Raw genomic sequence first — 14982 nt, 5'->3', positions numbered from 1 at the left:
CCCGGGGAATCTGTATGTTGTGCCTTTATGGTTACCCAACAAGCTATTCGGAAAGGGATAACCGTTTTAAAATAAAAAAGGTGTCGATGGCCTCATCGCAAAGAAACTGCCGAGGCAGTTGAGGATTTATTTGAATTATTGATTCAGGTTTGTGCCTGCTTTGCTGTTGTTACAGCCTGGGTAATCCGGCCAAGTTCTCCCATATCTGCAGGTTTGAGCAATGTCGCATCAATGTGTTCCGGATTTGTCAGAGTCTCAGGGTATCCGGTATGGAGTATCACGGGGATGTCAGGCCTGACACCCTTGATGGATGCCGCCAGCTGGGTTCCGGTCAAATCGGGCATGGTCTGGTCCGTGATCACCAGATCAAAAACCAGGGGCGACCGCTTAAATATTTCCAGAGCAGCCGAACTGCTGGTAATCATGGTTACCTTGTAGCCCAACCGTACCAGTAAAGCCTCTGTAATGGCGGCAACCTCAATCTCGTCGTCCACCAGCAGGATATGTCCACTGCTCTGGCCCTCGACAGGGAGGACAGCAGGCTCCCCTTCTCTCTGGCCTTCTTTCTTCTGGATTTCGGGCAGGAAAACGCTGAATTCCGCCCCCAATCCGGAATTGGTGTTGACCCGGATAAACCCGCCTGTTCGCCGGACAATGCCGTGGACCACGGAAAGGCCAAGCCCTGTTCCGCGGCCATGGGTCTTGGTAGTATAATACGGCTCAAAAATATGATCCAATTCCCCTTTGGTAATGCCCGGTCCTGTATCTGATACCTGGAGCACTACAAACGGTCCCTGCTCAGCAAACTTCAGGTGTCGGAGCACCTGGCGTCGGATCCGGATGCCAAGAGTACCGCCTTCCTCCGCCATAGACTGATAGGCATTGGTGCAAAGATTCATGATCACCTGGTAGATTTGACTGGGATTGGCCAGGACAGGTCCGCAGGTTGAGTCTATCTCGATCCTGACACGGATGGTTGCCGGCAGTGTCTCTGAAAGAAGTTTTGTAATTTCCTTTGCTATGGGCTGGATTCTGATGGGTCTGGGTTCTTCCTCCCGGCGCCGGCAGAAGGATAGAATCTGGCCGATTAAGTCTCTGGACCTTACGGCGGCCTTGAAGATGCCGGAAATATATTTTTTTTGAGTCTCATCCTTGGCATCCATGAGGAGCAACTGGGCATAGCCCATGATGGGGGAAAGAATGTTGTTGAAATCATGGGCGATACCCCCGGCAAGGATACCCAGGGCCTCCAGTTTCTGGGCCTTCACAAGCTGATGTTCAAGATCCTTCCGTTCGTTTTCCAGACGGATCCGTTCGGAAACATCGGCAATCACCCAGACCTGATCCCCGGGGCGGTCATCCAGGGGGCGGCACCGGACAGAACAGTATAAAATGCTGCCATCCTTTCTCACCCAGCAGTCCTGGGAGCGGAAAAACCCCCCTTCTCCCGTCTTTGCGGCAGATTCTTTTTCGGGCCGTTCAATGGAGGCCCCTTCCGGATGAAAGATTCCCAGGCTCTGGTGTTTGAGTTCCTGGCCCGTGTATCCTGTCATTTTTAGAAAAGTGGTGTTGGCAAAGCAGATCACATGCTGCCGGGTAAAGCAGATCCCCACCGGGGCTGCATTGGTGATCTCCCCGGCAAGGCCTGTTACTTCCTGTTCATCCATGCGCCTGTCGATTGGTCGGGCAGTCGCCCTGTCCGGATTGATTCTTTCCATATGCAGACCTCTTTGTTTTATCTTCCTTTAATCAGGAATTTCCCAAAAAAATGCAAATAGTATGCCTTCACCAAAACCCGGAAAGGAGTGGAATAAATTATTTAGTGTCCATCCGTAAATAGGGTTTTATCAAGCCCATGGACCTAAAAAAAGGGATTCACATTGTCTGCTTGTGTTGAAAAAAGCAGTCGATGGCAAAAGACTCTTAGGGAAACAATGGAGACTGACTGCAATCAGATCTTTCCCAGGTCCATTACCGGTATATGATACGGGATCTTCAGAGATGAGCTGAACAAGCAAACCGATGAAGATCCAACCTTATTTTTTCGTTTTCCATAGCTTCAGGCAGAATCCCCAAACAGGGAATGTTTTCGACTTTTCTCTCTCAATGATCGTTTTGGAAGAAATAAGTAAAAGGAAGATCCGCGAGGATTTAAATCAGATTTTATATAGGTATCTAATAAAAATAAAATAGAGCTTTTCCGTTTTGACATAAGACATCAGATGTCTCACGTATGATAACCGACAACTTATATATTGACATCTGTTATTTATGCATGCTATCTTTTTTAAAGATCAGAATAGGTCGTTGACAACCTGTTGAATTTATTATTTTAAGTGAAGAAGGAGCCTATGAAAAAGCCATTTTTTAAAATTTTGATTTTTGTTCTTGGATTGAGTGTGGTTTTCTGTGGACCCGCCCTTGCGGCGAAAAAATATAAAATCAAACTGGGCCATACCGCTGCCCCCACCCATCATTATCAGGACATCTGCCTTGAATTTGCCAAGATCGTTGCCCAAAAGACCGATGGAAATGTTGAGATCAGCGTATTCCCTGCCAATCAGCTCGGCAAGCAGCTGGAATCGGTTGAAGGATGCATGTACGGCACCCATGATATGGTTCTGACCTCTGACACGGTTCTGTCCAACTGGGTACCGGATATGGGTATTTTAAACCTGCCTTTCTTATTTAATGACATGTGGGAAGTGCGCAAAGTCCTTGACGGCCCCGTGGGTGACAAGCTGGCCAAACAGATGGAACCCCTGGGTGCTGTGGTCATCGGCTGGTGGGACAACGGCATGCGCCACATCACCAACAGCAAACGGCCGATTAAAACTCCGGAAGATCTGGACGGTCTTAAAATCCGAGTGCCCGAGGGTGAGGTGTTTGTCGATACGTTTAAGGCCCTGAATGCCGGTCCGACGGTAATTTCTTTTGGAGAACTTTATTCCGCACTGCAACTGGGCACCGTGGACGGCCAGGAAAATCCGCCGGCCCACATCCTGACCCAGAAATTCTATGAAGTCCAGAAATATGTATCCCGTACCGGGCACATCCACCTCTCCTCTCCCCTGGTCATGAACAAGGCCCTGCTGGACAGCATGCCTACCGAATACCAGAAAGCCATTCTGGACACGGCACGGGAAATGGGCCCCATCCATACCCAGATGGTTGAGGACTTGGAAAAACAGCAATGGATCGATGTGGCCAAAAACGGAATGGAAGTGATTGATGTTGAGAAAAAACCGTTCCAGGACAAGGTGCAGCCCGTCATTGAAAAATATAAGAAAAAACTGAATGCCGAAATCATTACGGAAATCATTGATACCTTGAAAAAATAAACAATTGCCGATCGGTAAGGGCGGCAGGAGTGGATCCGAACGGAAAACAGCAGGTTTTTGACGGATAATTCCTATTATTGTCGCCCGAACCGATGGGGCAAGCTTAACCCGCACAGGGAATGTCTCAAATGGGGAAAACATTAACAAACGTATTGGTAAGACTTAACGACTGGATTCAGACATTATCCGCCATATTGCTGGGAATAATGACAATTCTGGTCCTTACCCAGATTTTCTTTCGATATATTCTCGGCAATCCCCTTGGCGAAACCCAGGAATTATCCATTTACGCCATGGTCTGGGTGATCATGCTGGGGTCGACCATTGCCGTCCGGAACAAGACCCACATTGCCGTGAATTATTTTGCAGAATTATTGCCCGGGGCATTGCCCCGCCTGGTTGAAAAACTTTGCTACATTCTGACCCTGATGTTCTTTGCCATTCTAATGTATCAGGGGTGGGCGCTGATGACCCGGGCCATGCTCCAGCGGTCTCCGTCAACAGGTATCCCGGTGGGATATGTTGTGGCATCCATACCCTTTTGCGCGGCCATCTCGATCTTCTATATTTTAGAGCAGATGCTGAAGAAAGAGAAAAACGGCCCGGCTGAATAACAGAGGAGCAGATCATGGTTTCAATTTTATTTATCTTTTTTTTCATTATGCTGGTTCTGGGAGTTCCCATTGCGGTTTCCCTTGGGATCGCCTCTTTGGTATCCATTTATTTTTGCAGCAATATCCCTTTTATTATCCTGGCCCAGAAAATGTTTAACGGAATGAACAGCTTTCCCTTCATGGCCATTCCCATGTTTTTGCTGGCGGGCAATATCATGGCCGAAGCCCGGATTTCCGACCGGCTTGTGGGACTGGCTGCCATTATGGTGGGCCGTTTTCCGGGCGGGCTTGCCCATATGGCAACCGGTGCCTCGGCCTTTTTCGGTTCCATATCCGGATCCGCACCGGCCACAACAGCCGCCATCGGCACGGTCATGATTCCCTCCATGATAAAAAAAGGATACTCAAAATCGTACTCAGCCGCTGTCATAGCCGCTTCCGGCGCCCTGGGGCTGATTATTCCCCCGAGTCTGACCATGGTCGTCTTCGGGGTGATTGCCGGGGTTTCCATAGGCAATCTTTTCCTCTGCGGCGTGCTGCCCGGTATCATTATCAGCATGGCCATCATGGGGGTGAATTACTATATTGCCAAGAAAAAGGGCTTTCAATGTGAAGCCGAACTGTCCGGGCAAGAAAAAAGAACCATCATCAAGGACAGCCTGCTGGCACTGCTCATGCCCCTGATCATTTTGGGAGGAATTTACAGCGGCGCCTTTACCGCCACAGAATCTGCGGCCGTGGCCTGCCTTTACGGGGTGATGGTAGGATGTTTTGTTTACCGGACATTGACCCTGAAAAGCCTGTTTTCGATCCTGAAGAATACCTCTGAAAATGCCGCTTTGATCATGTTTCTCATGGGAACGGCCAATCTCTTCGGCTATATCATCACCGCAGAACAAGTGCCCCAGCACTTTGCCGCCTTTATCATGGGGGTGACCCAAAGCCAGACCCTGGTCATGGTGATCATCATGGTCATGCTCCTGGTCATCGGAACATTTCTGGACAATGTGGCCGCTCTTGTGCTCTTTGTCCCCACGATGATCGGCCTTGTAAATGCCATGCACATCGATCCCATTTATTTCGGGGTGTTTACCATCATCACCCTTGCCGTGGGGCAGTTCACCCCGCCTGTGGGGCTCAATCTCTTCATTGCCAGCAATATTGCCCAGGAAAAATTTGAGGTGGTTGTAAAGGACGTGATTCCTTATTTTCTGGTCTATGTATCGTTTCTGATCCTTTTTATTTTCATTCCCCAAATTTTGACGATCTTCATCTGATATCAAACATAGGAACATTACACCAAATGAAAAAAGTAGTTGTATTGACAACCGGCGGAACCATTGCCTCCGTTAAAAACGATTCCAACGGATTATTCACCTCCGGAGCCTTACCGGGGGAGCAACTGATTGACAGGGAAAAAATCGATTCCGCCGTCAGTGTGGAAGTGGCTTCTATTTTCCAGGTACCCTCCAATGCCATGAGCTTTGATCACCTGTTAACCCTCCGGGATAAAATTCTGGAATATTTTTCAGATCCGGATGTGGCCGGAATTACTGTCACCCACGGCACCGACACCCTGGAAGAGTCGTCTTATTTTCTGGATCTGGTCATTAATGATCCCCGGCCGGTGGTATTGACCGGATCCCAGCGGGCCACCTTTGAAGAGGGCACGGATTCCTATGCCAATATCCGGGATGCGGTCACCGCAGCCGCCTGCCCGGACTGCCGGGATATGGGGGTTATGGTATTGTTCAATGAATATCTGTTCTCCGCCAAGTACGTTAAAAAGATGCATGCCTATAATGTCCATGCCTTTACCAGCTTCGGCACCGGCTACCTGGGCTATGTGGACAAGGGAAAGGTCTATATGATCCACCGGCCGGTCCGGCGGGAATCCCATGAAATTAAACAAGACCTTCCCAGGGTTGAAATTATAAAAGCCTGCCTGGACGGGGACGGCGGGCTCATTTCCTGTGCCGCAGACCTGGGGCTCCAGGGGCTCATCATTGAAGGTGTCGGCAGGGGCCATGTCACCCCCAAGGTTGCCCAGGCTGTGGCCAAGGCCGTGGAAAAGGGTATTTTCGTGGTTATCACCACGGCATGTGAGCAGGGAAGGGTCCATCCGGTCTATGATTTTAAAGGCGGGGTGGTGGATCTCAAATCAAAGGGGGCCATCACCGGCCACGATTACGACAGTAAAAAGGCCAGGATCAAGCTCATCGTGCTTCTTGCCTCAGGCATTGAGTCCAAAGACGACCTGCAGCAGGCGTTTCTCTTCTAAATTTCTTTCAGGATCTTTTCAGGACTAAGAATTATTTATAGGTCAGGCAGGTTTCCCAGCTTGTGGAACTGACGGCAATGGCGTTGCGCAGGGCAATTTCATCCCGTTCTCGTAACGCCTTGAAAATGGCCTTGTGATCTTTTAACGCCACCTCGGGAAGATCCTGCATGGAGGTTTCTATGGAGGCGTCGAAAAGCTGCATCATGGTTTTTCCGATGCGGATGACCATGCGGTTATGGGTGGCCTGAAGTATGGCCATGTGAAAAGCAAGGTCATGGCTGGAGGATTGATTTCCGGATGCGATGGCCGCTTCAAATTCTTCAAGTTTTTCTTTAATGGTTTCAATGTCCTCATCCGTGGCCTTTTCCAGGGCCATCACAGAATAGGCCGGTTCAAACATCTTTCGCAGATCCAGCAGATCCTGGGGGATTCCTTTGGCCAGGATGAGCTGGAACACCATGGGGTTTAAAGCATCTTCATCCGAACTTTTCCGGATAACGGTTCCCTGGCCCCGCTTGACCTCAAGAACCCCCATGGCCTGAAGCATCTTAATGGCTTCCCTCACACTTGACTTTCCCACCCCCAGCTTCTGTGTCATTTCAGATTCGGAAGGAATAAAGTCTCCGGGTTTGAGTTCTCCGTTGATCAGGGCCAGTTTGATGCGTTCAATGACCAGCATGACAACTGACTTTTTTTTCAGCGGGGAATTGAGTATTGTGCTTTTAGCTAATGCATTCATGGATCATCATTTTTTTTTGCTTTGTTTCTATGCCGCCCATATTCAATAAATGGTCTGATTACGCACGTTTAATATCACAGCAAAGACCTGTTGTACACAAGAATCGGGACACGGGTTTCCATGTTTGACGAAACAATGATTGAGTTAGTTTATATCTTTTCTTTCCGGATTTAAATGGGTATTATTTTCTTCACTCGACGAATGGTTTTGAACATCTTAATATAGGAACATGAGAACCGAACGTTTCTTTAAAAACCATCTCCTTCCCTTTGCCGAGATGCGCTGCTCCCGGGGCAGCAAAGCCTCGTTCAAACTCCACATGCACCACACCTTCAATATCGGCGCCGTGGATCAGGGTGAGGTGATCTATGAAATCAGCGGGGGAAAATCCATCCTGGCCCCGGGCTCCCTTGCCCTCATCAATCCAGAGACCCTGCATACCTGCAATCCTGTTGCCGGACAGGAGCGAGGCTATACCATGCTCCACCTTGATATTGGCTGGTGTTTCCAGGTTCAGCAGTCCATGTGGGAGAAGGATTGTTTTGTAAAGGCTGAAAAAACCAGGATCGATGATGAGCTTTTGTATGGCCGGTTCTGCCGGGCAATGGAGGATCTGATGGAGGAGAAGATTCCTCTTCTGGAAAAAGAGCAGATCCTGTTTGACCTGGTTCAGGGGATTTTTTCTGCTGCATGCAGCCTTCAGCCGGTCCGGAAAGAGAGACGGGGGAGTATCGAAGATCTGAAAAGGCTCCTGGCAGAAGATCTGCACAAAGACCTGACCCTCAATTCCCTGGCCGAAACCATGGGCCTCAATCCCTATACCCTGATTCGCCGCTTCAAATCCCTTACCGGCATCACCCCCCATGCCTTTCGCCTCAACAGCCGGATCGAAAAGGCCCGGGAACTCTTAAGACAGGGCCGGGATATTACGGAAACCGCCCTGGAATGCGGGTTTTTCGACCAGAGTCACTTCCACCGCCACTTCAAGGCAATGACCACGGTGACTCCCCGGGAGTACCGGGTCAATTTTATACAATAATCAGTCGAAATCTTCGGGTACTCTCTTCCCCAGGGTGTATCCATGCCCCTTGAAAACCGGTTCACGGGAAAAAGGATCCATCTAAACATCCAATTTAAAAGGAGTCATCGGATATGGAAACCCACGTCTACCTGGCATTTGTCATTGCCACGGCCATCATGATCGCATTGCCCGGGCCCAGCGTACTGCTGACCCTTGCCCACAGCATTTCCTTCGGCTGGAAACAGGCCCTGTCCACGGTTGCCGGAGAGACCATGGGGATCGCCGTCCAGCTCATCATCGCGGCCATCGGCCTGACGTCACTCTTGGGCCTTGTTGCCCAGGCCTTTGAATATCTCCGCTGGGCCGGGGCCGCCTATCTCATCTACCTCGGGGTCCGGCAGTGGCAAAGTACAGGCCAAACCCTGACCGTGGAAGCCTCGCCGGTTTCCAGGACAAACCTGTTTGTCCAGGGACTGGTGATCACCATCCCCAATCCCAAGAGCCTGATCTTCATTGCCGCTTTTCTGCCCCAATTTATCGATGCCGCCCGTCCCCTTGCGCTGCAATTTGCTTTTATTGTTCCCACATTTCTGGTAATCACTTTTGGTGTAACATCGGTCTGGGCATTGGCCGCGGGAAAGGCAAGAAATTTTTTCCAAAGTCAGCAGGCCGTTCAATCCGTCTCCCGGACAGCCGGGGGACTGATGATTATTTCCGGGCTGGGTCTTGCCCTGGCCCGCCGCGGCAACTGAACAAAAAAAAGTATAAAGCAGGGATTAGATCCTGCCGGACAGGAAGTTTTAGCAGCGGAGCAAGGTCGCCGGGACAAATCCAAAAGCAAAAAAGGAACCTTATGGACTTCATAACAAATACCCCTGAGCCACCCTATTATGCTGTCATCTTTACTTCCATCCGGACTCCGGGAGACAATGGGTATGCGCAGATGGCAGATAAAATGGTTGCCCTGGCAGCAAGGCAGCCCGGATTTCTCGGTGTGGAATCCGCCAGACAGGAGATCGGCATTACGGTTTCCTTTTGGAAGGATCTGGAATCCATACAAAATTGGAAAGAGAATACCGAGCACAGGGAGGCCCGGAAATCAGGCCGGGAAAAATGGTATTCTTCCTTCAGGGTCAGGATCGCAAAGGTGGAACGCGATTATGGCATCTGACGCCGACAAACTTCAGGAGAAGATTCCGGCTGTCAGCTATAATTTCGGGAAAGGATTTGGCAGTTTGGCGTAAATTGATGCTCCAATGAACAGAGGATCGGAATGGACTTTTTGCAGCCGCAGCCCTTGCGGATCAGCGTTGAAAAGCAGGGGCCTGACAGACTTGTCAAACAGAGGTTTCCTCTGAGGTTCGGCCGGTATTCGGAGATAAGAACCCGGGATTTTGAGTTCTGCTTTAACCTGAACGGGGAGATCAAGACCATCCGGGGGCTTAGCCCTGCCTGGCCCCATCCGGCCGAGCAGTTCAAGAGAACCATTGGAAACGACTGGGTCTATTATACCGTGGGTGATAAAAGCGGGGATGAGGGAATTGTCTCGTGGATGGGGGAATATTATCTTCCCTGCCTGCCCTATCCCAGCAATCCGGTCTGGGAGATCAAGTATTTTTCAAACCCCGTGATCATGAACGCCCTTGCCCAGTGGAGCCAGTTGTTCGGCAATCTGTACATGGCCCGTTCCAAGGGGCTCTATCCCCATGCCAAAGGTCTCATGGAGAAGATCCTCAGCCATGACGACCAGAAACTCCACTCCCGGGCCCAAAAGCTTCACCAAATCATCGGGGAAAGGATCTCCGTACTTCCGCCTGATACAAGGCATGTCGACTATGACGTGATCCCCCTGACCCTTGCCGACGGCTGTCTTTATCATTGCAAATTCTGCTGCGTAAAATCGGAACAGAACTTTAAAAAACGATCACAGGAGAGCATCCGAAGGCAGATAGAGGCCCTGAAAGTCCATTTTAATGCCGACCTGGTCAATTATCAGGGGCTCTTTCTCGGGAATCATGACGGCCTTGCTGCAGGAAAGGATCTTATCTGCTTTGCCGCCCGGAAAGCCTATGACAGGTTCGGATTCAGGCAGATTAAAGATCAAATACCGCGGCTTTTCCTTTTCGGCAGTGTGGGATCTTTTCTCAAATCAGGCCGGACTCTGTTCGAAGACTTGAATCGTTTGCCCTTTTTCACCCATATCAATATCGGATTTGAATCTGTTGATCCGGCTACCCTGACCCGTATCGGCAAGCCGATCAAGGCGTCCCAGGTCAGGGAGGCCTTTGAAAAGATGCTGGAGATCAATGCCGGATTTGACCGGGTCGAAATCACGGGCAATTTTATCGCAGGAGACCGCCTGTCCCCGGATCATGACGACTCCCTGGCTGATCTGTTAAAGAACACCGGGACAAAGAGTTCGGCAAAGGGAGCGATCTATCTGTCCCCGCTCAGGGACAGCCCCAGGAAAAGAGAACTTCTGCCCCGGTTTTACAGGATCAAGGAAGAAAGCCGGCTCCCGGTTTTTATCTATCTGATCCAGCGGTTATAGGAAAAAGAGCGCGGATCCAACGCCTGTAGTTATCCCAAAAAAAAGATACCGATTCACGCCGGGAGGAGCAAAGATTTTCGGCTCATTCTCGAAAATCATCCATGATTTTCTCCGAGGAGGGATCCCTTCTCCTGCGGCGTCTTGCCGCCCGAAGGGATCCAATCCGCGAAAACCTTTACTCCCCCCTAAGGTTACTGCAGAATCCAAACTATAAAACGATAATAAAATAACATATTTTTCGATTTCCTCCCTGGCCGTAAGCAGGGCGCCGAAGAGGAACGATGGAAGGTGTATACCCCATCCGACCTAGGGAGGAACGACCCAAGGCAACGAGGCAGATGGCGCCTTGATAATGGCCAGGGATAGATCTTGACAATCTTTCCAGATCCATTAAGATTGTCATCATCTGTTGGACTTTTGCCCCCTGATGCGGAGAGGTGGCCGAGCGGCTGAAGGCCCTGCTCTCGAAAAGCAGTATCCTGGCTAAACCGGGATCGTGGGTTCGAATCCCACCCTCTCCGCCAGATTTTTATGTAAAATCAAGTGCTTATTATTTAAAATTCCTGTCTTAAACTGATTGTTCGAAATCCAATGTATAAATTTTATGGTTGCATTCCCGGACCGGGAATGATTTATAACCAGCTTGGCTGTTTGGTACCATTCAAATATTCATAGTATCCGGCCGGATCCGTGTAATCCTTTCTCCGGCCTTGAACTGAAAGAGTAAAAAAATCATGGAAGATATTTTAAAAACGGCTGAACGAAGACAAAAGGAAGCATGGTCTGTCATTGAAAAGACCAATGTGACCGACCATTGGTCCTCTATTGGAGCAACCATCAATTTGGTAGGTTCTCTCAAAACCGGATTGCTGATCAATAATCGAGACATCGATTTTCATATCTATACAACTCCGTTCAAGCTTTCTGACAGCTTTTTGGCGGTGTCCAGACTATCTGAAAACAAGCGCATTAAAACAGTAAGTTACGCAAATCTGCTCGAAGCCGAGGATAAATGCATTGAGTGGCACGCCTTTTATGATGATCCGGATGGGAATTCATGGCAAATAGACATGATTCATATTTTAAACGACTCTCCATATGTCGGTTACTTTGAAAATGTGGCTGAACGCATTTCCGAAGTTCTAACAGAAGAGACTCGTGGGGCAATTCTTCGAATAAAGAGCGCAATCCCAATGGGTCAAAAAGTAATGTCCATTCAGATATATAAAGCGGTAATCGAGGATGGAATCCGTAATATAGAAGCGTTTTGGCAATGGAAGAAGCAAAATCCCAATGAAGGTGTTCTTACATGGGTACCCTAGATCAATAGAGGATTTAGGTCGTTGCAGATGGGGCCTAAAAAGTGAACGGAGTTGATGCGTTTCCTTGAAAAATTTTAAATGCTGGTACCAACATTCCTGTGTAGAGAAATCCCGGTTTCCCGCCAGAGCCAAGTCTATACAATCTATAATTCTTCGAAAATGGCAACATCCAGGATACCCATCAGGGCAGAATCGAATGGTCAAATATCATAGCTTTTGTTGACAGAATCATGAACAAGCGCGATAAAGAAGCGAAGAGATTGCCCCAGAAAGAAGCATAATTTTATCCCGGATAGAGAGGGGGGTCCATTAAGTGAATACCCTAATTGTAAGGGGTTGATGCGATAATTTTTATTTTTTGCGGTTTTTCTAATTTATTATTCAATACAGTTAGAAAATTATTGACATGGAAAAACATGTGTGTTTTAAGGCGGACATGAATGACACGCTATGAAGGCGTGTTTAAAGAGAATAACAACATAATTGAACATAAGGCCAGGAAGGTCAGTCCGGGACGCAGAGTCCCCGGAATCTGAATTTCCCGGCCTTTTTTGTTTTAGTGGAGAATGGTCAAGAAAGTCTCAAGATATGGATTCGAATAACAGTAGGATCAATTGAAGAAGTCCGTTCATTCCCCTGCCATGTTTTCGATAGCTCGCGCCTATCCGTATCTGCCGACAAATTAATAGACAAACTCGTATATACCTGTTTACAGGTTGTCCCTACCGAAACAGAAAATCAAAAATCCGAATCTGTAGGAGATGAAGAAAGGGGGTTAAAAAAGGATAATACCCGTTTTGAATCAATACGGACAAAGTTCGCTGAAAAAAAGGCAGCCGCATTCCCGGCAAGGATCAAGCGGCCGCCTTTGGATGCACCCCAGACATGCCGGGGAAACGCCAGTGTTATACCATTGCGTTCTCCGGGCGTCAACGCCCAGCCAGCGGCTTCTGTCTCAGGCAAGGAAACCAGAATACAAAAGGAAAACGCAGATGAGACATTTAAAAATCACCATGCTTGCAGTCATAACATTTTTAATCATGGGCTGGATGCCCCTCCTGCTGGCCGAAGAAATCCTGTCCGACTCACAGATAGAACAATTGGAGGATATGGAAGTCCACGAGCAGGCAGGAGCACCCGGATTTATCCAATTACCGTCGAAAACCGTTATCGAGGTTGATGAGATCACCACTGTCAGTCCGCCCGTCAGTGTCATTGATGTACTCAAAACCCAGGCCACCATCGATTTCAGGGGGCAATCAAATCTAGATCCCGGTGTGGACGACATCCGTATACGCGGCTGTGATGAGCAGCGGTTTGTAACGGCCATTGATGGTCTGACAGTCCAGAAATCCGGCGGCCGCAAAGACGGAAACATCGTTGATTATGCCACGCTTCCCTTTTTTCTAATCAAATCCATTGAAGTGCTGCCCGGACCCCATTCCGCTCTGTACGATGCGAAGAGCGTTGCCGGTGTACTGAATCTGATTACCCGAACTCCGACCCGCCATGATACGGAAAAGCCAGATATCCGCCTGACTAGCAGTTATGGTTCCTACAACACCATGGGCAACACCGCCGTGGTTGAGGGTTCAGTCGATTCCCTAACCTATGATCTGGCCTATCAGAATTATATGACAGACGGCTACCTGCGCAATAATGAGATTGATATCAATACCGCTTTCAGCCGGTTTGGATATTTGCTTCCCCATAGCGGTTTTATCGCGTTGAGTGCTTCATTCTCTGATGTCGACCGGCAGATACCGGTGAAAAATCCGGGTATAACCCAGCCTTCTGCAGCGGATTATGATTCAGATTATCCCATTGTGGAAAAAAGCTCGTTCCAGGAGTGGCAGGATCCCACCTGGGATACCGAGGCCCGCACCTACCGTTTGAACTATGCACAGACCCTGCCCATCGGGCGTCTGAAATTCGATGCATACTCCGGAAAGGAAACCCGGGATTATTCCTACCTTACGGGAACCAGTCGGTATTCCATGGAAACCGACTGGTGGCAGGAAGGCGGAAAACTTATGGATGAATTCCAGTGGAATGAAAATAACACCACCACTTTTGGCGTTGATTTGGCCAAGCTCTATGATGACGGTACGGATGATATCAAAACCGAGCGGGTGCGGAAAAAAGGGGCTTTTTTTCAGCATAAATGGGGGATACTTCCCTCTGTGGATGTCACTTTCGGAGCCCGGTACGAGGATGTCAATATCTGGCTAAGCAACTGGTCCGGCACGGCACTATACAATACATCCTATGGCAAGTATGTCGAACGGCAGTGGGACCAGTTTATTCCCAAATCCTTTACCACCTGGAAAATGGATTCCATTGCCCCCTGGCTTCGGGATACCTCACTTTCGGCAGGGATCAGCAAGTTCTGGCGGGCACCGGACAATCACGGGGATTATAACAGCAGCGGGAGGCCCTCGGGTATCTGGCTGGAGCCGGAGCACGGCATGGGCTACGATTTGATTCTGAAGCGGCGTATAGTGCGGGATATCACCCTTAAGCTGGATTATTCATTTTATAATATCAAAGACTATATCATGAGCAACAGTTCATACGCCCAATATAAAAGCGCCAGTGATGGTGCCCTTCAGTGGAGCGACTGGAAAATCAACCTGGATGAAGTCCACCGGCATGGCGTTGATATTGAACTGGGCGGTCACCTGACAGAGGATCTTTCCTTTTATCTTACCTATTCCTGGCAGAGGTTTTTCGACCAGGGGTCTTCGGCCGCCGGGGTAACCGGACTGGATCAGCGCGCGGAACATCGGGCCAGTGCCGGACTGCGGTATGAAGTCGGGGAAAAGACGACCCTGATGCTGGATTACTATTATCAGAGCCCCGAAACCACTGAATATTCCAATCAAATTGCAACCGGTGTCTGGGAATTTTACCAGGTGGACAATGATGCCTATCACATAGTTGACATCGGCGTACAGTATGACTGCTTCAAAAAAGCGGGCTGGTTCTCCGATGGGGTGTTAAATGTCTATCTCAAAAATGCGTTGAATGAAGTCTATTATAATTCTTCCGGCTATCCGGCAACGGACCGGACAGTCGGGGTATCTTTCCGTGTCTCTATCTGAAAAATTATT

The 14982-nt window shown here is 49.1% G+C and carries 12 protein-coding genes and 1 tRNA gene; 11 read left to right on the top strand and 2 right to left on the bottom strand.

What is annotated here, in order from left to right; genetic code table 11:
* Positions 1–143: 143 nt before the first annotated feature.
* A complete protein-coding gene (locus F608_RS31870; protein WP_022666172.1) occupies positions 144–1718 on the bottom strand; it encodes a hybrid sensor histidine kinase/response regulator in 1575 nt (524 codons plus the stop codon).
* A 633-nt stretch (positions 1719–2351) separates the two neighbouring features.
* Here F608_RS31870 and F608_RS0113460 point away from each other — a divergent pair.
* From F608_RS0113460 to F608_RS0113445, 4 genes are all read left to right on the top strand, one after another.
* The gene (locus tag F608_RS0113460) at positions 2352–3341 is read left to right on the top strand and encodes a TRAP transporter substrate-binding protein (RefSeq protein WP_022666170.1); all 990 of its coding nucleotides are present in this window, start codon (positions 2352–2354) and stop codon (positions 3339–3341) included.
* 128 nt (positions 3342–3469) lie between these two features.
* Positions 3470–3955, top strand: a complete 486-nt coding sequence (locus F608_RS31865; protein WP_022666169.1) for a TRAP transporter small permease — start codon at positions 3470–3472, stop codon at positions 3953–3955.
* Between the two features lie 14 nt (positions 3956–3969).
* The gene (locus F608_RS0113450; protein WP_022666168.1) at positions 3970–5232 is read left to right on the top strand and encodes a TRAP transporter large permease; all 1263 of its coding nucleotides are present in this window, start codon (positions 3970–3972) and stop codon (positions 5230–5232) included.
* 26 nt (positions 5233–5258) lie between these two features.
* Positions 5259–6236 (top strand): asparaginase, encoded by a 978-nt coding sequence (locus F608_RS0113445; RefSeq protein ID WP_022666167.1) that lies wholly within the window; start codon positions 5259–5261, stop codon positions 6234–6236.
* A gap of 31 nt (positions 6237–6267) precedes the next feature.
* On the opposite strand, the gene F608_RS0113440 is transcribed toward F608_RS0113445, so the two are convergent.
* Positions 6268–6975 carry a FadR/GntR family transcriptional regulator gene (locus F608_RS0113440; RefSeq protein ID WP_022666166.1) on the bottom strand — a complete coding sequence of 236 codons (708 nt, stop codon included), beginning with the start codon at positions 6973–6975 and terminating at the stop codon, positions 6268–6270.
* 229 nt (positions 6976–7204) lie between these two features.
* Here F608_RS0113440 and F608_RS0113435 point away from each other — a divergent pair, with 229 nt between their 5' ends.
* The 7 genes from F608_RS0113435 to F608_RS0113395 all read left to right on the top strand — a co-directional run bounded on the left by F608_RS0113435 (position 7205) and on the right by F608_RS0113395 (position 14973).
* Positions 7205–8014 carry a helix-turn-helix domain-containing protein gene (locus F608_RS0113435; protein ID WP_022666165.1) on the top strand — a complete coding sequence of 270 codons (810 nt, stop codon included), beginning with the start codon at positions 7205–7207 and terminating at the stop codon, positions 8012–8014.
* A gap of 113 nt (positions 8015–8127) precedes the next feature.
* Positions 8128–8748 carry a LysE family translocator gene (locus tag F608_RS0113425; protein ID WP_022666164.1) on the top strand — a complete coding sequence of 207 codons (621 nt, stop codon included), beginning with the start codon at positions 8128–8130 and terminating at the stop codon, positions 8746–8748.
* Between the two features lie 101 nt (positions 8749–8849).
* A complete protein-coding gene (locus F608_RS0113420) occupies positions 8850–9167 on the top strand; it encodes an antibiotic biosynthesis monooxygenase family protein (RefSeq protein ID WP_022666163.1) in 318 nt (105 codons plus the stop codon).
* 102 nt (positions 9168–9269) lie between these two features.
* Positions 9270–10547, top strand: a complete 1278-nt coding sequence (locus tag F608_RS0113415; RefSeq protein ID WP_022666162.1) for a radical SAM protein — start codon at positions 9270–9272, stop codon at positions 10545–10547.
* Positions 10548–10978: 431 nt separating this feature from the next.
* Positions 10979–11071: transfer RNA gene (locus F608_RS0113405), tRNA-Ser, on the top strand.
* A gap of 210 nt (positions 11072–11281) precedes the next feature.
* The gene (locus F608_RS0113400; protein ID WP_022666160.1) at positions 11282–11869 is read left to right on the top strand and encodes a hypothetical protein; all 588 of its coding nucleotides are present in this window, start codon (positions 11282–11284) and stop codon (positions 11867–11869) included.
* A 992-nt stretch (positions 11870–12861) separates the two neighbouring features.
* Positions 12862–14973: a TonB-dependent receptor gene (locus F608_RS0113395; RefSeq protein ID WP_022666158.1), complete on the top strand. Its 2112-nt coding sequence runs from the start codon at positions 12862–12864 to the stop codon at positions 14971–14973.
* Positions 14974–14982: the final 9 nt, after the last annotated feature.

The sequence above is a fragment of the Desulfospira joergensenii DSM 10085 genome, assembly GCF_000420085.1.
Lineage (GTDB): Bacteria > Desulfobacterota > Desulfobacteria > Desulfobacterales > Desulfobacteraceae > Desulfospira > Desulfospira joergensenii.
This window is presented reverse-complemented; position numbering and strand designations above follow the sequence as displayed.